General features: G+C 69.5%; 18 protein-coding genes. 14 read left to right on the plus strand and 4 right to left on the minus strand.

Annotation, left to right across the window (positions count from 1 at the left end):
• Positions 1-168: 168 nt before the first annotated feature.
• From ABZ319_RS36130 to ABZ319_RS36165, 8 genes are all read left to right on the plus strand, one after another.
• Positions 169-1,173 (plus strand): MlaD family protein, encoded by a 1,005-nt coding sequence (locus ABZ319_RS36130; RefSeq protein ID WP_354991070.1) that lies wholly within the window; start codon positions 169-171, stop codon positions 1,171-1,173.
• Complete coding sequence (locus ABZ319_RS36135; RefSeq protein WP_354991071.1) at positions 1,170-2,234, plus strand: MlaD family protein; 1,065 nt, start codon at positions 1,170-1,172, stop codon at positions 2,232-2,234. Before ABZ319_RS36130 ends, ABZ319_RS36135 begins: the two co-directional genes overlap by 4 nt.
• Positions 2,235-2,237: 3 nt before the next feature.
• Positions 2,238-3,413: an MlaD family protein gene (locus tag ABZ319_RS36140; protein WP_354991072.1), complete on the plus strand. Its 1,176-nt coding sequence runs from the start codon at positions 2,238-2,240 to the stop codon at positions 3,411-3,413.
• A gap of 5 nt (positions 3,414-3,418) precedes the next feature.
• Positions 3,419-4,573, plus strand: a complete 1,155-nt coding sequence (locus ABZ319_RS36145; protein ID WP_354991073.1) for an MlaD family protein — start codon at positions 3,419-3,421, stop codon at positions 4,571-4,573.
• Positions 4,570-5,523, plus strand: coding sequence for an MlaD family protein (locus ABZ319_RS36150; RefSeq protein WP_354991074.1), 954 nt, complete (start codon positions 4,570-4,572; stop codon positions 5,521-5,523). The genes ABZ319_RS36145 and ABZ319_RS36150 overlap by 4 nt, the downstream gene beginning before the upstream one ends.
• Before the next feature lie 46 nt (positions 5,524-5,569).
• Entirely contained in the window at positions 5,570-6,187 is a 618-nt protein-coding gene (locus tag ABZ319_RS36155; RefSeq protein ID WP_354991075.1) for a hypothetical protein, read from the plus strand.
• 11 nt (positions 6,188-6,198) lie between these two features.
• Positions 6,199-6,846, plus strand: a complete 648-nt coding sequence (locus tag ABZ319_RS36160) for a hypothetical protein (protein WP_354991076.1) — start codon at positions 6,199-6,201, stop codon at positions 6,844-6,846.
• Positions 6,847-7,288: 442 nt separating this feature from the next.
• Positions 7,289-7,876: a hypothetical protein gene (locus ABZ319_RS36165; protein ID WP_354991077.1), complete on the plus strand. Its 588-nt coding sequence runs from the start codon at positions 7,289-7,291 to the stop codon at positions 7,874-7,876.
• Positions 7,877-7,989: 113 nt separating this feature from the next.
• Here ABZ319_RS36165 and ABZ319_RS36170 read toward each other — a convergent pair whose 3' ends face one another.
• Positions 7,990-8,448, minus strand: coding sequence for a MarR family transcriptional regulator (locus ABZ319_RS36170; RefSeq protein WP_354991078.1), 459 nt, complete (start codon positions 8,446-8,448; stop codon positions 7,990-7,992).
• A 174-nt stretch (positions 8,449-8,622) separates the two neighbouring features.
• Positions 8,623-9,507: a LysR substrate-binding domain-containing protein gene (locus ABZ319_RS36175; protein ID WP_354991079.1), complete on the minus strand. Its 885-nt coding sequence runs from the start codon at positions 9,505-9,507 to the stop codon at positions 8,623-8,625.
• 124 nt (positions 9,508-9,631) lie between these two features.
• Here ABZ319_RS36175 and ABZ319_RS36180 point away from each other — a divergent pair, with 124 nt between their 5' ends.
• From ABZ319_RS36180 to ABZ319_RS36190, 3 genes are all read left to right on the plus strand, one after another.
• Complete coding sequence (locus ABZ319_RS36180; protein ID WP_354991080.1) at positions 9,632-11,095, plus strand: alpha/beta fold hydrolase; 1,464 nt, start codon at positions 9,632-9,634, stop codon at positions 11,093-11,095.
• A 285-nt stretch (positions 11,096-11,380) separates the two neighbouring features.
• The gene (locus ABZ319_RS36185) at positions 11,381-12,550 is read left to right on the plus strand and encodes a hypothetical protein (RefSeq protein WP_354991081.1); all 1,170 of its coding nucleotides are present in this window, start codon (positions 11,381-11,383) and stop codon (positions 12,548-12,550) included.
• Positions 12,551-12,680: 130 nt separating this feature from the next.
• The gene (locus ABZ319_RS36190) at positions 12,681-13,145 is read left to right on the plus strand and encodes a DUF2231 domain-containing protein (protein ID WP_354991082.1); all 465 of its coding nucleotides are present in this window, start codon (positions 12,681-12,683) and stop codon (positions 13,143-13,145) included.
• 74 nt (positions 13,146-13,219) lie between these two features.
• On the opposite strand, the gene lexA is transcribed toward ABZ319_RS36190, so the two are convergent.
• On the minus strand, positions 13,220-13,951 hold the full coding sequence (gene lexA / locus ABZ319_RS36195) for a transcriptional repressor LexA (RefSeq protein WP_354991086.1): 732 nt from the start codon (positions 13,949-13,951) through the stop codon (positions 13,220-13,222).
• A 272-nt stretch (positions 13,952-14,223) separates the two neighbouring features.
• Between lexA and ABZ319_RS36200 the strand changes: the two genes are divergently transcribed.
• From ABZ319_RS36200 to nrdR, 3 genes are all read left to right on the plus strand, one after another.
• Positions 14,224-14,619 carry a hypothetical protein gene (locus ABZ319_RS36200; RefSeq protein ID WP_354991083.1) on the plus strand — a complete coding sequence of 132 codons (396 nt, stop codon included), beginning with the start codon at positions 14,224-14,226 and terminating at the stop codon, positions 14,617-14,619.
• A gap of 241 nt (positions 14,620-14,860) precedes the next feature.
• The gene (locus tag ABZ319_RS36205) at positions 14,861-16,147 is read left to right on the plus strand and encodes a hypothetical protein (protein WP_354991084.1); all 1,287 of its coding nucleotides are present in this window, start codon (positions 14,861-14,863) and stop codon (positions 16,145-16,147) included.
• 95 nt (positions 16,148-16,242) lie between these two features.
• Complete coding sequence (gene nrdR, locus ABZ319_RS36210; protein ID WP_354991087.1) at positions 16,243-16,719, plus strand: transcriptional regulator NrdR; 477 nt, start codon at positions 16,243-16,245, stop codon at positions 16,717-16,719.
• A gap of 75 nt (positions 16,720-16,794) precedes the next feature.
• Here nrdR and hrpA read toward each other — a convergent pair.
• Positions 16,795-19,103: ATP-dependent RNA helicase HrpA (hrpA, locus tag ABZ319_RS36215; RefSeq protein WP_354991085.1), on the minus strand; the 2,309-nt coding region annotated here is incomplete at its 5' end.

Below are 19,103 nucleotides of genomic sequence, written 5' to 3' on the forward strand. Positions count from 1 at the left end.
GCCTTACCGCCCATGACGGCTACGCCGCATATCTCGGCGCCGACACATCGCAGACAGCAATCACACCGGAACCTCCCGGTCAGCCCACCCCGGCCTGCCGCAGATTCCGGGCCTGGCCATCCCGCCGGGCCTGTTCGGGCAGCCCGCTCCCACCGAAGGCGGTCCGCGATGAAATCCGCCCGCTCCGCGGCGATCCGCCTCGCGATCGTCAGCCTCGTGATCGCGCTCATGGGCGCGATGATCTGGACCGCGCTGCAGACCCCGATCAAGGAGCCGACGCGCGCCTACGCCGTGCACATCAGCGACGTCTCCGGCCTGAAGAAGGGCTCGGACGTGCGCATGGCGGGTGTGCAGGTGGGCAAGGTGACCGCCATCCAGCTCGACGGTCAGGTCGCCTACGTGGAATTCACCGTGGCACAGGGCCAGGACGTCTACGCCAACACCGAAGCCGCGATCCTGTTCGCCTCCCTCATGGGCGACCGCTACCTGGCGCTGCAACAGAAAGTCGCGCCCGGCAACACGATTCCCCCCGGGTCCGTCATCCCGATCGAGCGTACGCACGGATCCTTCGACATCTCCGAGCTCTTCGACGCGGTCCGGCCGATCTTCGAGACGCTGTCCTCGGGTTCGGTGGACAGCTTTCTGGAGAACCTGATGCTGGTGGTCTCCGGCGACGGGCGCGGGCTGGGGCCGGTCATGGACAGCCTGAACCAGATCCTGGCCGTCGCCTCGACACAGGAGCCGGTGGTCACGCTGCTGGCGGACAACTTCTCCAGTCTGCTCAACCGCTTCCAGGGCCAGTCGCCGAAGATCGACGGCATGATCGATCAGGTCCTGGACCTGGTGGACCAGCTGTACGGCAAGCTCGACTCGCTGAAGATCCTGATAGACAAAGCGATTCCCGGTCTGGACGCGGCGATGCCGCTGCTGGACCGGCTGGCGGGCATCTACTACGACAATTTCGCCGGAATGGATCGGCTGTACAACGCCGTGCTGGGCCCGGAGCTGGCCGGCTTCATCCGTGAAACCCTGGCCGCCGCACCGCTTGCCGCCCAGCGCCTGGACGACTGGACCCACGAGCCGAAGGCCGGGGAGCAATGGAGCTGCCTGGGCGGGCTGCCGATCCCGACCGTGATTCTGATGGGGGCCGAGAGCATGGGGGAGTGCCGATGAACGCACCGGCCGAGGACGGCGCACCCGCGCGCCCACGCCGATTCCGAATCAAGAAGCCACGCTTCACCGTTCGCAGCGCGCAGGCGCAGACCCGGTTCGAATTCCGAGTCGGCGTCGCGGCCATCCTGCTGACGGTTGTGGCCCTGGTGGTCGCGGTGGCTGCCTTCGTGATCCCGTTCGGCGAGACGCTGTTTCGCGCGGAGTTCCGGAACTCCGGCGACGTGCGGGTCGGCGACGACGTGCGGGTGGCGGGCATCTCGCTGGGCAAGGTCCGCGACGTGGAGCTGGTCGGCGACCACGCCGAGATCGCCTTCGCGCTCGACCGCGACGTGCGGGTGGGCATCGACTCCCGGGTCGTGGTCAAACTCCTGACCCCGATCGGCGGGCGGTATCTCTCGGTCGAGCCCGCGGGGCCGGATTCCGCCGCGGGCACGGTGATTCCGCGTGAGCGCACCAGTACGCCGTACGACCTGACCGCTGCCATGGAGGCGATCACGCCGAGTATGGCCGCGCTGGACGCGAACAAGCTGCGCGAGACCATCGGCAAGCTCGCCGGCGCCTTCGAGGAACAGCCCGCCGCCCTGCACGGCATCTTGACCAGCGTCAACAGCCTGTCCGGGATCATCGCGCAGCGCCGCGACGAATTCTCCCGGGCCCTGGACGTGGCCAAGGAATACCTCGAAACACTGATGAACAAGCTCGACCGACTGCGGCTGGCCGGAACGCGGGTGCTCGAGATCTACCGGGTGGTCGCGGCCAATCGGGACGGCCTGGTCGAGCTCGCCGGTCAGATTCGGCGCGCCTTCGACTACGTCACCCCGATCTTCCGCTTCGCCGACGAGCAACTGGGCCCGGTGCTGGAACCGCTCTACGACTCCATGGACAAATCGGTGGCCGACCTGCTCGGCAACAAGGAGGCGATGGCGAGCTTGAACCGGAACCTGGCCGAACTCCTGGACTGGTTCGCGCGCAACACCGACAACCCCTACGTTCGCCTCGACCATTCGGGAGCCACCATCACCGACAGCCCGCTGTGCCCGGCCGGGAAGACGGGGTGCTGAATCATGTCGCCACGTAATCCGCTGCGCGCCTTCACCGGACGGATCCTGCCCCGCACCTGGCGCGCCCGGGTGACCGCCGCTGTGGGGGTGGTCGCGCTCATCACCGGGCTGACCGTCGCGATCAGTGGCAAGCAGTACTACGACAGCACCGCCGCGCCCATCACGGTCTGCGCCGAATTCCGGGACGCGGTGGGGCTCTACACCGGCAACAAGGTCACCGTGCTCGGCATTCAGGTCGGCAACGTGGTCGGCATCGAGCCGCACGGGGACGGAGTGCTGGTGCGGATGACCGTGAACCGCAAGGTGCGCCTGCCCCGGGAGGTCGGTGCGGTCACCATCGCGAATTCGATCGTCACCGATCGCCGGGTGGAACTCGGCCCGGCCTACACCGGCGGCGGGACCTTCGACTATCGCGACTGTATTCCCAAGGAGCGCACCAAGACTCCCGTCGGCTTCACCGAGGCCATGCGGGCGGTGGCGAACCTGTCGGAGGATTTGACCGGCAAGCCGCACGACGCGCCGCTGCAGGAGGCGCCGCCGAACGTGCTGGGCGACTCGCTCGCCCGCATCGCCACCCAGGTCCAGGACAACGCGGTGCCGCTGAACGGGGCCATCCGCAACATGTCCGACATCCTCGGCGATTCCGCGGCGGGAGCGAACTATCTGGTCGGTGCGGTCCTCAAGGAATTCCGCAAGATCAGCGTGAATCTGGACCAGGGCGCCGGGGACGCGGACTTCCTGCTCGACGCCACCACCGACGCGGTGAACATCATCACCCGGATCGCACCCGATCTGGTCGCCATGATCAGCGACATCGCCGTCTGGGTGCCGCCGCTGGCGAATCTGCTGGTCTACAAATGGGGCCGGGTGCTGATGGCCGGTCTCGACGGCGCGATGCCGGTCGTCTTCCAAATCCTGGACCACACGGGGAATGTCGTGGACCTGGTCGAGAACATTCCGCCCGCGCTGGCGGGCGCGGCGAAGCTGTTCGACCAGAACCTCGGCGCGGGCCGGTTGCAGTACGTGCCACCGAGCTTCCGCATCGATCCGACCCTGGCCCGGGATGTGTGCGCCGTGGCCGCACCGTGGTTCGCGCAATGCGATCGCGACTTCGCCCCGGGGGAAACCGTGGACCTGGGACTGGTGCAACTGCTGTTGTCGGCGGCGGGCGGACGATGAGCCCCATGCGCGCAAGACGTTGGTACGCCATGGTGCTGGGCTTGCTCACGGTGGTGGCCCTGGCCGGCTGCGCGGTGCGCCCGCTGGACATGCCACTGCCGGGCACCCGGTACGGCAAGCCGACCTATCAGGTACGGGTGGAGTTCGGCAATGTGCTGTCCCTGCCGCTCAAGACCAAGGTCGTGCTCAACGGTGCGGAGGTCGGGGTGGTGGAATCCATGGCGGTGCGGCCGCGCCCGGACGCCGCCGTGCCCGAACTGCCCGCCGATCGCCAGCCCTACTTCCAGCCGAGCGCCGTGCTGGCCATCGACCGGGACGTGCGCCTGCCCGCCGAGACCCGGGTGGAGATGGCGCAGCAGACCCTGTTCGGTGACACCTTCGTCAAACTCTCTATCCCCGAACGGGTTTCGGGACGAACCCTGGGTCAGGGGGACGTCATCCCGATCACGCAAACCAAGGTGCCCACCAGCGTCGAGGAGTACATGACGGCGGTGGTCAGCTGGGTCAGCGGCGGCAACGTGCCCTTCGCGCAGAGCTTCATCGCCGACGTCAACAAGGCCTTTCCACCGGACGCGGGGGATGTGCGGGATTTCATGAGCAAGCTGGCGGTCACCATCGAACGCGTCGGGGACAGCACCGGCGAACTGAGCGAGATCCTCAACAACGCGACCACCTCGCTGGAGACCTTCCGGCAGGCGGAAGACGTGTGGCGCTTCCTGTTCGACCAAGCGCCGGTGCTGCTGGGCGTGGTGAATCGGGTGTTGCCCGACATCATGTACTTCATCGAGGGCATTCGCGATCTCGCGGCCTACGCGGGCGAGGTGCTGATCGACACGGACGATCCCGGGGTGCGCAAGCGCCTCGACTACGTCAATCGATTCCTCGACGTGTGGACCCCGCTGGCGCAGGCGCTGATGGCCGCCCCGAACGAGGCGCCACGCACCATCGCCGCCGCGAACGCGCTGCTGCACAACAAGATGGTGCCCTTCCTGTCCGCGCGCGGGTTGCCGTCGATCGTGATCGGCGACGTCGTGCCCGCGACCGCGCCCGAGCTGCTCACCGGCGACCCGGTCGCCGACGCCCGCGTCGTCGCGGCCAACGAGCAGGCCTTCCGCGATCGGGTCGGTCCGATCCTGAAACTCGTGGGGTTGATGCGATGACCCGCAAAGTCGCGGCCTCGGCGCTGGCCATGGTGATCATGGCGGTGAGCGCCTCGCTGTATCTCACCTACGGGGTCTTCGGATTTCGGCCCGGCGCTCGGACCGTGGAGGTGTCGGCGGTGCTGCCGAACTCCGGCGGGCTCATGGAGACCTCACCGGTGACCCTGAACGGGTTGCAGGTGGGAAAGGTTGTCGCCCTGAGCAAGTCCGAGGGCGGCGTGCTCGCGCGGATGCGGGTGGACGCGGAGTATCCGCTGGCGCGGGACTCGGTGGTCACCGTGGCCAACCTCTCGGCCGTGGGGGAGCAGTACATCAACTTCACGCCGAAATCGGCCGGGGGACCGTATTTCTCCGACGGTGAGACGGTGCCCGCCGCCCAGGTGGTGCAGCCGCTCACCATCGCCCGGGCACTGGGCGGCGTGCAAGGGGTGATGGCGCAGATCGACGCCGAGGCGATCAACACGATCCTGTCCGGCGCCGATACCGCCATCGCCGGGTCCGGGCCGGGCATCGAGAAGCTGGTCGAATCCGGGTCCATGTTCGCGATCACCCTGCGGCAGAACCGGGAACTGGTGCAACGCCTGCTCGGGTTCCTGGCCGGGGCTTCCACCGAAGCCTCGGGCGACAAGCGAATGCTGTTGCAGCAGAGCGTGGAACGGCTGGGCCGCACCCTGCTGCCGGAGCTGCCCGTGCTGCTCGATCAGCTGATCGACATCACCGAGGAGAGCGGCGGGCAGCGGGTGATCCCGTTCATTCCGCTCGGGCGGCGGCTCATGCAGTACCTCACCGCGCTGGTGGGCAAGGGCGGCCCGGCACTGGAGGTGCTGCGGCCGTATCTGCTGGATCCGGTGGAGAACTCGTACGTCGACCTCGGAAAGACCATGGACGGTCTGCTGGCCGCGTTCCCGGACGGGCGCGGATTCCGGCTGCTGGTGGACATTCCGCGCTGATGAAACACGCTCACCGGCACGGGCACTCGGTGAGGAAAGGGTACCGATGAACACTCGCTGGAAAGAATGGAGCGACAGGGGGATTCCCATCCCGCTGCTCGCGCTGGCGACAGCGCTTGCGGTGGTCACGACGGTGGTCGGGGCCATGTCCTACCGGAACTGGGAACTCTCCGATCGCAACGACGCGCTCGCGGCCTCGCTCGGCGAGCTGCGCCGCAAGGAAGCCGACTGCACCGCCGCGCGCACCGCGGGCACCGATTTCCTGCTGGCCGCCAACAACTTCGACTATCGCAAGCCCGACGAATGGACGCGCCGCATGGCCGAGCTCACCGCGGGTCCGGTGCACGAGTACTTCGCCACCGCCGAGGTCGCCGCAGCCAATGCCGCGCTCATCACCTCCGGTCAGCTGCGCAAGAGCGCGACCGTCGGCGACGCGGCCTGCGCCGAGCAGACGGCGGACACCGTGCGGGTGGTCGCGCAGCTCGAGGAGAGCACCCAGAACTTCCAGACCCCGGATCCGGTGAAGACGCTGTCGGCGGTGTGGGTTCAGGTCGCGCGCGTGGACGGGGGCTGGAAGGCGGTCGATTCCGGGCGCGGGGACCAGGCCCTGGCCGCGGACGTCGCACAGCCCGGCCCGTCTGCCCAGCCCGAACAACCGCGATAGCAGGAGCGGAGATGACGAAGACAGCACCGAAGAAATCTGTCGCCCGGCGGGACCGGGGGCCAGAGGTCACCCGGGGCAGGCTGATCGCCGCCGCGACCGCGGCGGCGCTGCTGCTGGGCGGAAGCGGCTCCGCCCTGGGGGTTTTCGCGGTCACCAGCGCTCAGGCGACTGACCGGGTGGCCGCCGCGGAGGCGTGGGCCACGGACCGGGTCGACGCGCTCGCGGCCGGATCGGCCTTCCTGACCACCATGTTCACCGTCGATGACGGGAGTCTGCAACGCTGGGACAGTGCGGTATTGGGGGCCACCACCGACAGCATGCACGACCAGCTCACCAGGTGGCGTGCGGTCCTGGAGAAACTGGTCGCCGCGCACCTGGAGATGAGCAGCACCGTCAAGGAGATCGGCGTGGTCACCCAGGACGGTGACGCCGTCACCCTGCTCGCGGTCATCGAATCGACCGGCCGCACCGATCCCGCCGCCGACCCCGGCACCAGCAGCAGCGCGGCCCTGATCGACCTGCGTCGCCTCGACGGCCGCTGGCGGGTCTCCGGCTACGGCCCCGCCGCGGGCCTGCCCCCGGCCGCTCCTGCCGCTCCTGCCGCCGCTCCCGAATCGCCCGCTCCGGTACCGCCAGAGGCTGCCGAAACTCCGCGCTGAAAGACCGAAACCGATGCAGACAGAACAAGATACGGCGCTCGAACCATCAACGACCAACTCCGCCGTCCCGGATCCGTGGACCGGCTCCGCGGCGATGGAACCGGTCGCGTCACTGCCGAAGTCGGACTCCGCGCCGGCCACGAACTCCGAGCAGGCCGGGACGGCTACGCCGGAACCCGGCGTCGGGGCTCGGGGCGTTGTCGATACAGCGGCCATCGGATCTGCGGGGCCGGAAGCGGGTGCCGAGCCGCGGGTGGATGCCGGTCCGGAGTCCCCGGGTGGGCGGCGGGGTGTACAGAGTGACGGCACCGAGCGGGAGACCGCCGCGGAGCACTCGCGGTCGGCGGCAACCGGCGAGAAATCGGCTGGGGCGGGCGGTGATTCGCCCGGACGGAGAGCTCTGGACCGGGCCGCACGGGGACGGGCCCGGTGGTTGCCGCGGGTGGGCGACCGAGTGCGGCGGTCGGTCGTCACGGTGGTGGCGGGTGTCGTCGTGGCGGTGGCGGGCGGCGCCGGGGCGGGAGCCTGGCATCTCGCCGACATCGGGGCGGCGGCGCGGTCGAGGGTCGCGGCGATCGACGCGCAGGAGGCGGATCGGGCGGGGGCGCTTGCCGCGGGGGCGAGGTTTCTCGCCACGGCGTACACCGTGGACGTGGCGGGTGACAAGACCATGGCCAAGTGGAACGCGGCCATGACCGCTGCCACGGTCGACACCCTGAAAGAGCAGGTCCGCCAGACCAAAGCGATGCTCAGCATGCTTACCGAGGCCGGGGCGGGTATGACCGGCACGGTCACGGAATCGGCCGTGATCAGCCAGAACGACACCCTGCTGCGCATCGTGGCCGTGGTTCGCCTGACCGGCAGCGCGCCCGGTCAGGCCGAGCCGACCACCGGCTCGGTCACCGAATACGTCGACCTCATGAAGGTGAACGGCGAGTGGAAGGTGTTCGGCTACAAGGACATCGGTTCCACCGGGGGCGCGGGAGCACCTGCGGCGGGACTGCCGGGGCTGCCGGTTCCGGCCAAGTAGTCGAGCGGTGCGAAGCCCGGGAGCGGGCGAGCCGCCTCGCCGCGCCGGGCCGCTGATCGCCGCGATGACCGCCGACAGGCGCGCGGCTCGGGCTCACAGCATCGGCACGCGCGTCAGCGATGCCGTTTCGGCAGGTCCGCGACCGACTCCTGGAAAGCCTCGGCGGCGCGGTCGAAGTAGTCGAACAGTACCGCCCGCTGCTCCGCGGTGTAGCCGGCCACGATGTCGGCGAGGCGACTCCGGGCGGGCGCCAGCACCGCGTCCAGGTCGGCCGGCTTGTCGATCGGCTCGACGATGACCTTGCGGCGATCGCCCGGATCGGCGGTCCGGCGGACATGGCCCGCCGCTTCCAGGCGGTCGATCAGGCGCGTGGTGGGGCCGGTGGTCAGGCCCGTGCGGGCGCCGAGCTCGCCGGGCGTCATCGGCCCGGCCAGATCCAGGATGTTGAGCGCGTAGAGGTCCGTCGCGCCGAGGTCCACGGCCTTGGCGCTCGCTTGGGCATGCAGCACAACCGAACTCAGGTACCTGCGGAAGGTCGCGCCCGGGTCGTCCGGGTGCCGGAGTGCTGCCAAGGGATCGACCTCTCTCGTGAGCCATTCCCCAGAGAAGATACATCTACGGCGCAGAGACACCCGCTGTGCGGAACCCCGGCCGAGTCCCGCCGACGAAAGCCGCGCGCGCCCGGCGTTCCGGCGGAGCGAATCCTTCTTGCCCGGCACCGAGCCGCCGGTCGGACGCCGAAGTCCTCAGTCCTCGTGCGCGACAGCTGTTTCGACGAACGCCCGGACGCGCGGGGTGAGCGCCGAATTCAGCCAGCCGAGGCCGAACCGCAGGGGAGGGGCGTCCGTGACCGGGACGAACGCGACGTCCGGGCGGAGGTAATAGAGGGGCGCCTGCTCGGTCGTGAGATATGTCCCCCGGCCCGCGCCTACCAGCGCGAGGATCTCCTGGAAGGTGGCGGCGGCCGGGCCGTGCGGAATCGGGCGGCCGGACGGGGTGAACCGGGGGTGGTGGAACTCGTCGAACTCCACGGGCAGGGCCGGGGGATTCGCGATCATGGTGACCTCGGCGAGGTCTTCCAGGGTGACGGACGACCGGGTCGCGAAGGGATGGCCCACGGGAACGGCGAGCATCTTCGCCTCCTCGTACAGCGGCGGCCCGATGGTCATATCGGGTTCCAGCATCGGATAACAGCAGACCATCGCGTCGACCTCGCCGCTGCGCAGCCGCGCGGCGCCGTCGCTGAGCTGCATCTCGGTGATCCGCACCGTGCACTCGGGGTAGCGGGCCTCGAACCGCTCGGCGACGCCCAGCAGATAGCGGCTCGCCGCCGATCCGAAGTAGCCGATGCGCAGGGTGCCCCGGATCTCGAGTCCGGCCCGCTTGGCATTTCGCAGGCTCCGCTGGATCCGCTCGAACGCGGGCCCCAGCTCCTCGCGCAGGGCGCTGCCGACCGGCGTGAGTTCCACTCTGCGACTGGTGCGTTCGAACAACGCGGTCCCCGCGCGGCGCTCGAGCCCCTTGATCGTCTTGCTGACATGCGCCGTGGACACCCGCAACCGTTCGGCCGTGCGACCGAAGTGCAATTCCTCGGCCAGTGTCAGGAATACCTCGATCTCGTACCGCTCCACCAAACGCCTTCACGATCATTGCCCGGTGGTTGACGACTCTTGATCGATTCGCCGTTGATCACCCCCGGTGGACCACCGATGATAAACCGGCTGGGAAAGAGCATTCAGAGAGGTCTGTTTCGATATGGCGGCAGCGCACGTTCCTTCCATTCGGCACCGTTTCGCCGAGGTCGACGGGGTACGGATCTTCTATCGGGAATCCGGGGCGGACAACGCACCGGCATTACTTCTGCTGCACGGCTTTCCCTCGGCTTCGCACCAGTTCCGCCGGCTCATGGACGCCCTCGGCGACCGCTATCGGATCATTGCCCCCGACTACCCCGGCTTCGGGCACACCGAGACGCCGGACGGGTTCGAGTACACCTTCGAACGGCTGACCGACATCGTCGAAGGACTGCTCGATCGAATCGGGCTCGATCGATTCGTGTTGTACGCCTTCGATTTCGGCGGCCCGGTCGGCATGCGGCTCGCCGCCCGCCGCCCCGGCCGGATCGCCGGGCTCATCGTGCAGAACGCCAACGCCTACGACGAGGGACTGTCCGACCTGGCGCGCGCCACGATCGCGAACATGCCCGGGGTGCCCGGTGCCGAGGATAATGTCCGCGGGCTCTTCGAATTGCCGGTCACCCGTGGGCAGTACGAGGGCGGGACCACCGACGCCGAACTCGTCGCACCCGACGGCTGGACCCTGGATCAGCACTTCCTGGACCTGCCCGGCCGCAAGGACGCCCAGGTGCGGCTGGCGCTGGACTACCACTCGAACCTCGCGCTCTATCCCGTCTGGCAGCAGTGGTTTCGCGCGCATCGGCCGCCGGCGCTCGTGCTGTGGGGTCGCAACGACGCCTTCTTCCTCGAACCGGGTGCGCACGCCTACACCCGCGACCTTCCGGACGCCGCGGTCCATATCTTCGACACCGGGCATTTCGCGCTCGAGGAGAAGCTGCCCGAGATAGTGCCGCTCATCGCCGATTTTCTGGAGTCGGTGTATCCGCCGGTGCGGATCGCCGTCATCGGGGCCACCGGCAATCTCGGCGGAGCCGTGTCACGGGCGGCGCTGGCCCGCGGCCTCGAGGTCACGCCACTGGACAGCGGCACCGTGGACGTGACCGACGCGGACTCGGTGGCCGCGGCTGTCGCGGGGCACGACGCGGTCGTCGTCGCGGTCAAGGGCGCGGACCGGCTGGTGCCGCGCGGCGCGCTGGCGCTGCTCGACGCACTGCCGGCGGCCGGGGTCGACCGCCTGGTGTTCCTCGGTGGCGGCGGCAGTCTCGAATACGCGCCCGGACAGCGCTTCGTGGACTCGCCGAACTTCCCCGCCGAGTATCTGGAGACGGCCCGCGATCAGGGCGAGGCGCTCGAGATCCTGCGGGCGGGCGGCAGCGCGGTCCGATGGTCCTACGTGAGCCCGCCGCCGGTCCATCTCGTACCGGGCGCGGCGACCGGGGCGTACCGGGCCGAGGCCCGTGATACCCCGCTCACCGATGCCGAAGGCGAGAGCCGGATCAGCGTGGGCGACTACGCCGAGGCCATCCTCGACGCGCTGCGCGACGACGCCTTCATCGGTGAGCGATTCACCGTCGCCTATTGAACGCGGTCGCCCGAGTCCGCGGATAGCAGGCTCACGGTCGCCGTGCACAGCAACTGCCGGGCCGCCGGGAATCCCGGTCCGCGGACGCGGGACGAGATCAGCGCAAACGCCTATAACTCCTAGTCGAAGGTGACCCGAACCGCACTCGCCAACAGCGCTTCTATAAGTAGCGGAATTATTGCGGGCAGCCATTTCGGGCGGTTACCGGCCGGTTGACCGACTCGGTTTGAAACGGTTGGGTTCATGTTAGGGTTCCGGGGAGTTGTTCTTGGGAACCGGAGACAAATGCGCACAGAGAACATCAATAGGAAGTTCAAACTGCATGACGAGCGCAGGTTAGCGGCGCAACTTCCGGAGCAACTGCATGGTCTCGACGTTGTCGGTTTCGTCAGGGTCGATGAGTTTTCGGGGGAGTTGCTGAACTCCTTCGGTCAGTTCTCCGGCGGGGTCGTGCCGCCGCTGACGCGCATCTACCGCAACGCCCAGCCCAATCGGATCGATGCCTGGTTGCTGGACCTGTTGCGGCAGGCGGGAATCGGCGAGCGCTTCTATCTGCGCACCGGACTCGAGTACTTCCCGTGGGCGGATTGTCGTGTTCTAGATCATCGCTGGCTGGAATCGCTGCGCCGCGTCATGGGCCCGAATCAGGGCTTCATCGCGCACACCAAGAACGGCGCGGCCATGACCATCGGCGCCCAATACGAGGTACTCGGCTTCGCCCGCGACGCCGCCGCGCTGGCGAATCCGCCGGCCGCCGCGCCCGCCGCGGCCGGTTCGCCCGCGGGCCCCGCGCCGTACACGCTCGCCGCGCTCTCGGCCGACCCGCTGGTCCCCGGCGCTTCGGTGCAACTGCCGCCGGTGACCCTGACCACGCCCGCCGACCCAACTCAGCCCCCGGTGTCTCCCGCCCAGAGCCGGACGCCCGATTCCGCGCCGCACCCGGCCCGGCCCGATCAGCCAGCCGGCGCCGTGCACGACCCCGAGCTGCTGGGCGCCAATCACGATCAGCCGCTCGTCGGCCTGAATCCGGCTCAACCACCGCGGCTCACCGGCGTGAGCCGGGATACGGCCGGTGCGGGTCAGGACCTGCCGGGCGACCCGCGTGATCAGCCGCTGGCCGGTTCCTCCCTCAATCAGCCGCCCGCCCCGCCGGTCCGTGCCGCCGACGACCAGTCCCTGGTCGGCTCGACACTGATCGAGCCGCCGGCCGGCGCGACCCCGCCCGCCGCCGCTCGTCCCGTGCCCGCCATGACCGGCCCGGCGATGACCGCGCCCCCGACTCGCGCCACGACGGGCGACCCGGAGGCGACCGTGCTGCTGTCCGCGGTCTCCGAACGCGAGGACGCCGACCAGGCCACGACCCGGATCGAGCGTCCCGACGCGGTGACCCGGCGCATCACCCGCGATCAGGTCCCCGCTCCGGAAAACCAAGGGCCGCAGCCGGACTCGCACTGAGCGGCACCACACAGCCGAAAAGGGAGAACGCGCGGGCCGCGTTCTCCCTTTTTTGCTGTCGAACCGGCGCCCGCCCGCCTACGTTGTTCTTGGTACCAGGTGGCCGCTGTGCTGAATCGAGGGCGTCGACATGTCCACATTTCGCGGGCTTCCCGCCCATGTCCTGCTGGTCCACGGGCTCGTGGTCCTGGTGCCGCTCACCGCGGCGCTGCTGGTGCTCTGCGCCCTGTGGCCCGCCGCGCGCCGGCGGTTCGTCTGGCTGACCGCGGTGCTCGCGGTCGTGGTGGTCGTGCTGACGCCGCTGACCACGACGGCGGGGGAATGGCTGCGGGAGCGGCTCGGCGGTGGGAGTCCGGCCATCGAAGAGCACGCGAACCTGGGCGACGACACGCTCTTTTACATCGTGCCGCTGGTGGTGGCCGCCGCGCTGGTTGCCCTGGTGCATGTGCGCGCGGGGCGGAATCGGCCGGTGGGGCGTGCGGCCCTGGCGCTGGTGGCGGTCGTCGCGATCGCGGCCGGGACGGCGGCGACGGTGCATACCTACCGGGTAGGTGACTCGGGTTCGCGTGCGGTGTGGACGGGTGTGGTCACCTGACGAGCTGTCACGACTGTCGTGACCCGGCGCCCGGTCTGCGGGGCGGGAGCCGGGTCACGGCAGTCCGTGCACGGTCAGATCTTGCGGATGACCGTGACGACTTTGCCGAGAATCTGGGCGTCGTTGCCCGGGATCGGCTCGAACAGCGGGTTGTGCGGCATCAGCAGCACCTGGGAACCGGTGCGCTTGAACGTCTTCACGGTGGCTTCACCGTCGATCATGGCGGCCACGATGTCACCGTTGTCGGCGACGTTCTGCTGGCGGACCACGACCCAGTCGCCGTCGCAGATGGCGGCGTCGATCATCGACTGGCCGACGACCTTCAGCAGGAACAGCGAACCCTCGCCGACCAATTCGCGCGGCAGCGGGAACACGTCCTCCACCGCCTGCTCGGCCAGGATCGGGCCACCGGCGGCGATCCGGCCCAGCACCGGCACGTAGGTGGGCGCCGGATGGTCGCCCGACTCGGGCTCGGCCGTCACCGAACGTAGTTGCGCCACACCGGAAGTCGCGCGCACCGCGGTTTCATCCAGACCGCGGACGTCGACCGCGCGGGGCCGGTTCGGATCGCGGCGCAGGAAGCCCTTGCGCTCGAGGGCGCGCAGCTGGTGCGCCACCGAGGAGGTGGAGGTGAGGCCGACGGCGTCGCCGATCTCCCGGATGCTGGGCGGATAGCCGCGGTCGCTCACCGAGGTGCGGATGACCTCCAGCACCTTGCGCTGGCGCACGGTGAGATCCGCCGCCGCGCCGGATGTTTCAGTGCCGCGGTCGCCGGCGTGATCCGCCGGGCCGCTCTCACTCTCCACACCGCCCTGTTCGCTCACCGCCGCAGTCCTCCGTTCACCGCTGTGTCTCACCGGAATTCGCACCCGCGGCAACTGCTGCCACGGCTCCGGGGATCTTGTGCCTCGACTGTAGACCGCGAGCGCCGACTGATCAAACATCTGTTCGACGCATGTCGCGCAAATGCGCGACTTTGTCGGCGGGGCGTGGTAGAAATTCGAACATCAGTTCTTCGAACACATGAGCGAGTCAATCGTCCAGGGCCAGCCGGCCCGCACCCCAGGAGGTTCGTTCAATGGGCACTCTGATCAGCGAATTCGACACTCTCGGCGGCGATCTCGGCTTCGACAGCCTCCCCTGGGAGTTACGGGCCGACGGCGTCCCCGACCGGGTCGCGGGCACCGCACGCGTGCTCGCCTTCGAACGGCGCGCGCCACGTGTGCCCGCGCACGCGCTCGCGCGCCCGCGCGCGACCCGGGCCCACCTGATCGCCCGGCGCGCCCGCAGCGCGCATCCGCTGAATCGTGTGCAGCGCGCGCAGATCGGCTTCGCGGCACTCGCGGTGTCCGCCCTGCTCACCGCGGTTGCTGTCGCTGGCCTGGTGGGCTTGGCCCAGCTGCGTGCGGGCGAATTCGGCGCCGAAACCGTCCCGGTCGTGGAGATCGTGCCCGCGCCCGGCCCCGCCAGATAGCCGGTGGGCGGTCCGAGCGCGTTCCGATGGCGTGGGGGAAGCGTCACCGGCCGGGGATCGCCCGCCGATAGCCCGCTCGCACGGCGTTTTGCGGCCGTCGCGGTAGTGGCCGGAAATATAGATTGAAAACTGAAACGCGTTGCTACGGTGCCCCAAGAATGTGACAGCGGATACATACGCGCCGGGCCAGGTGGACCGGCGTGCGGTCACACGAATCGCACTTACCGCACAAGGGGGCGCAATGGCGCACGGCACCACAGGCACGGGCCACCACCCGTTTTCGTCAGGGAGGGCGCCTGGCCGGACACGCCGGACACGCGGTCTGCTCCGTCTGACGGTTCTGCTCACCTGCCTGCTGGCCGGACTCGTCACGGCGCCCGCCGTCCACGCCGAACCCGCCTACGCCGCGTACCTGGACCTGCCATCGGTCAACGGTGATGGCGCCGGCGGCGGCGGTCTGCACCCCGCGCTGCCGCTGGACCCCGACGAACTGCGCGTCGCCGTCGACCAGGCGCGCGCCGCGAACATCGCGCCGCAGCGCTACGCCACCCTGCTGCACCAGTACTGGCTCGCGGTGGCCGCGCGTAACGCGAGCATCGACCTCGCCGCCTGGGACCCGGACCGCGGTGTGGCCACGAACTCACACACCTTCATCCAGGTCTACGTGAACTACCTGCGCCTGAACAACGCACATCCGGACTTCTACTGGCTGGGCCTGGCCGGGCTGGCCGGCGGCTCCTTCGCCTCGGGCTTCTTCGACATGGGCGACGTGTCGGCCATCGTGAGCGTCCCCGGCCTGCACCAGGTCGGCAACACCGTCGCCGACCTGCTGCGCGGCACTCCCGCCGAACTGCTGGACCTGCTGCCCTCGGACATCCGGCTGCTGGCCACCGAGGGCGAACGGCTCACCGCCGCCGACCTGTCCTGGTACCAGACCCGGCTGATGATCATGCAGAAGCACATCTTCATCGACCAGGTCCCCATGCACGAGGCGTACGCCGCCGAAGGACAGGCCGCCATCGAGGAGATGTACCGCGCGGGCGTCCTGGACGAGAACGCGGTCCTGGCGTGGCGCGGCATCGACGGCGGCACGCCGGCCGGGCTCGCCGACGCGGCGCTGCGCATGACCGACCGCGAGCAGAACCAGATCATCGCCGACCAGTGGGACGCCACCTCCTCCGGTCGCGGCGCCATGGGCCGGGTGCTGACCTATGTCAGCACGGTTGCCGGCAAGGCCGCGGTGCCCGGCGTGCGCGCCCCCGGTGTGTTCGCGCCCACCACGATCACCGCCGGGACCATGTCACTGCGCACCCCGCTGCCCGCGTTCAACTGGGCCGATCGCGACACGCGGTGGAACTACATCACCAATGATCTGCTGCCCCGCTACCTCGAGCTGTCGGTGAATCAGGCCGTCGCGAGACCCATTCTGGCCGAACCCTTCTCGGATAAACTGGCCGCCGGGCGACTGCTGCGCAGGCTGCCGGATCTGATCGGTGACATGACAGCCGAATGGCGGCTGACGGCCTGATCCACGCGCGGCGCCCGGGCGGACGCACGCCGATGGCGCTCGTCCGGGTATCCTCGGGGTTGCTGAGGAGCCCAGGCCCCGACGAAGGATCACGGATGCATTGCCCGTACTGTCGCCACCCCGATTCCAGGGTTGTCGATTCACGTGAGGCCGAAGAAGGCAGCGCCATCAGGAGGCGACGTGCCTGCCCGGAGTGTGGGCGCCGGTTCAGCACCGTGGAGACCGCGATCCTGTCGGTCGTCAAGCGCAGCGGTGTGAGTGAGTCGTTCAGCCGCGAGAAGGTCATACGCGGTGTGCGCCGCGCCTGTCAGGGCCGTGAGGTCGATGACGATGCCCTCAACCTGCTCGCGCAGCAGGTCGAGGACGCGGTGCGCGCCAAGGGCTCCCCAGAGGTGCCCAGCCACGAGGTCGGTCTCGCCATTCTCGGACCGCTGCGCGATCTCGACGAGGTCGCGTACCTGCGGTTCGCCTCGGTGTACCGATCCTTCAGTTCCGCCGAGGATTTCGAGCACGAGATCGCCGAACTCCGCAAGCACCGCGCCGAACACGCGGTGGGCGCGGCCGCGGACTGACAGCCCGGCCGAAACGGGCTCCGCACCGGAGCCCGTTCGGCCATCGTTACGAAAAGCCCCCGCCCGAGCCCGAAATCAGCGCTTGGCCGGGGGCTTTCGTGCGGCCTCTATCGCCTTCTCGATGCGCTTGACCGACACCGCGTACGGCGTGCCGAGTTGCTGGGCGAACAGGCTCACCCGCAATTCCTCGATCATCCACCAGATCTCGGTGATGTCGCGTCCACCGCGCCGCCCCTCGGGCAGCAGCTCCAGCAGCCGGTCGTAGGCGGCGTGCACGCGGTCGAGTTCGGCCATGCCCTGCCGATCGCGATTGGCCGCGGCGGGCAGCGCCTCGAGCCGCAGGCGCGCACCCTCGAGGTAGCGCGGCAGCTCCCGCAATCGCGTACTGCCCCACTCGGAAACGAAGCCGGGGAATACCAGATCGTCGAGCTGATGGCGCACGTCTTCGCCCGCGTCGCGGTCGCGATTGTCCGCGAGCGCGGCGCGGACGCGGTGCGCCTCGGCCAGCACCGGCACGACCAGGCGCACGGTCCGGGCAACGGCCGTGGTGAAATTCGGCCGCACCCGCTCGACGAGCGCCTTGAACTGATCCGGGCTGCGTACCGGCCCACCGGCCTGTGCGATCAACTCGTCGGCCGCGCACGCCCGGCAGTCCTCGATGAGGCCGTCCAGCGAGCCGTACGGATTCTGGCTCAGCGCAAGGCGATCGGTGGGCGGCAGCGCCGCGGTGACCGAGCGCGCGGAGGTGGGCAGCGCGTTGAGCAGCAGCGTGCGGGTGCCGGTTCGCATGGCGGCGGCCTGTTCGCCCGGTGAGCTCAGCACGCGCACCGCCACGCCCTCGCCCTCGGGAACCAGTGCGGGATAACCGGTGATGGTCTGCCCGCCGACCTGACGGCGCACCGTCGGCTCCAGGGTGCCGAGCGATTCGGAGGTCCACACCGCCGCCGGCGCGCGCTCGGCGGCCGCGGTGGCGCGGGCGACCGACTTCGAGACCTGGTTCGCGAGCCGGGATTTGAGCGCGGCCAGATCCTTGTCGCGGTCGACCAGCGTGCCCGCGGCGTCGGTCGCGGCGAAGGTCATGCGCAGATGATCGGGCAGTCCGCCGGGATCGAGCTGGGCGGGCGTGACGGTGATCGCGCCGAGCCGGGACAGCTCGCGGGCCATCCCGGTGCGCAACGGTTCCGCGCGCGGGGTCAGCTGGGCCAGTGCGGCTTTCGCGTAATCGGGGGCGGGCACGACCGTGCGGCGCAGCTGTTTGGGCAGCGTCTTGATCAGCGCGGTGGCCAGTTCCTCGCGCATGCCGGGGACCAGCCAGTCGAAGCCGACCGCGCGGACGTGCGCCAGCTGCGCGATGGGAATGTGCACGGTCACACCGTCATCGGCGTTCCCGGGCTCGAATTGGTAGGTCAGCGGCAGGATCAGCTCGCCCTGCCGCCAGCTGTCCGGGAACGCGGTCGGATCCAGCAGCGCCGCGTCCTCGTTCACCACGGTGGAGGCGGTGAAGTCCAGCAGCGCGGGATCGGCGCGCTTGGCCTGCTTCCACCAGGCGTCGAAGTGCCGGACCGACACCACGTCCGCGGGGACGCGCCCGTCGTAGAAGTCGAACAGCACCTGATCGTCGACCAGGATGTCGCGGCGGCGGGCGCGATGTTCGAGATCGGCCACGTCCTCCAGCAATTCGCGATTGCGCTCGAAGAACTCGTGCCGGGTCTGCCACTCGCCCTGCACCAGGGCGTGCCGGATGAACAGCTCGCGGGCGAGTTCGGGATCGATGCGTCCGAAGTCCACCCGGCGCTGGGTCACCAGGGGAATGCCGTACAGCGTGACCCGCTCGTACGCCAGGGCCGCGCCGCGCTTGGACGACCAATGCGGTTCGGAGTAGGTGCGTTTCACCAGATCGCCGGCCAGGCGTTCGGCCCATTCGGGTTCGATGCGCGCGGCGGTGCGGCCCCACAGGCGTGAGGTCTCGACCAACTCGGCGGCCATGACCCAGCGCGGGGCCTTCTTGGCCAGCGACGAGCCAGGGAAGATCATGAACTTGGCGTTGCGCGCGCCCAGGAACTCTCGGCTCTCGGCCTCGCGCACGCCGATGTGGGAGAGCATGCCGGACAGCAGCGCCTGATGGATCGAGGTCGTGTCCCACGGCAGCGCGGCGTCGGCGGCCGCGGCCTGTGCGGCTTCGCGGCCGGACTGATCCGTACCGTTGCGCGCCGTGCTGTCGCCCGCTGAACCGCGTTGGCCCCGTGCGTTCTTCGTCCCGGCGCCGTCGCCGGCAGCGGTCCCGGCGCTGTGACCGGCTCCGCGGTCGGTACGCGCCGCGCCGTCACCGGCCGTCCCGCGCCCGCGTCTGCCGCGCCCGCCGGAACGCGTCCCGTCGGCCGCGC

The sequence above is a fragment of the Nocardia sp. NPDC005978 genome, assembly GCF_040614455.1.
Taxonomy (GTDB): Bacteria; Actinomycetota; Actinomycetes; order Mycobacteriales; family Mycobacteriaceae; genus Nocardia.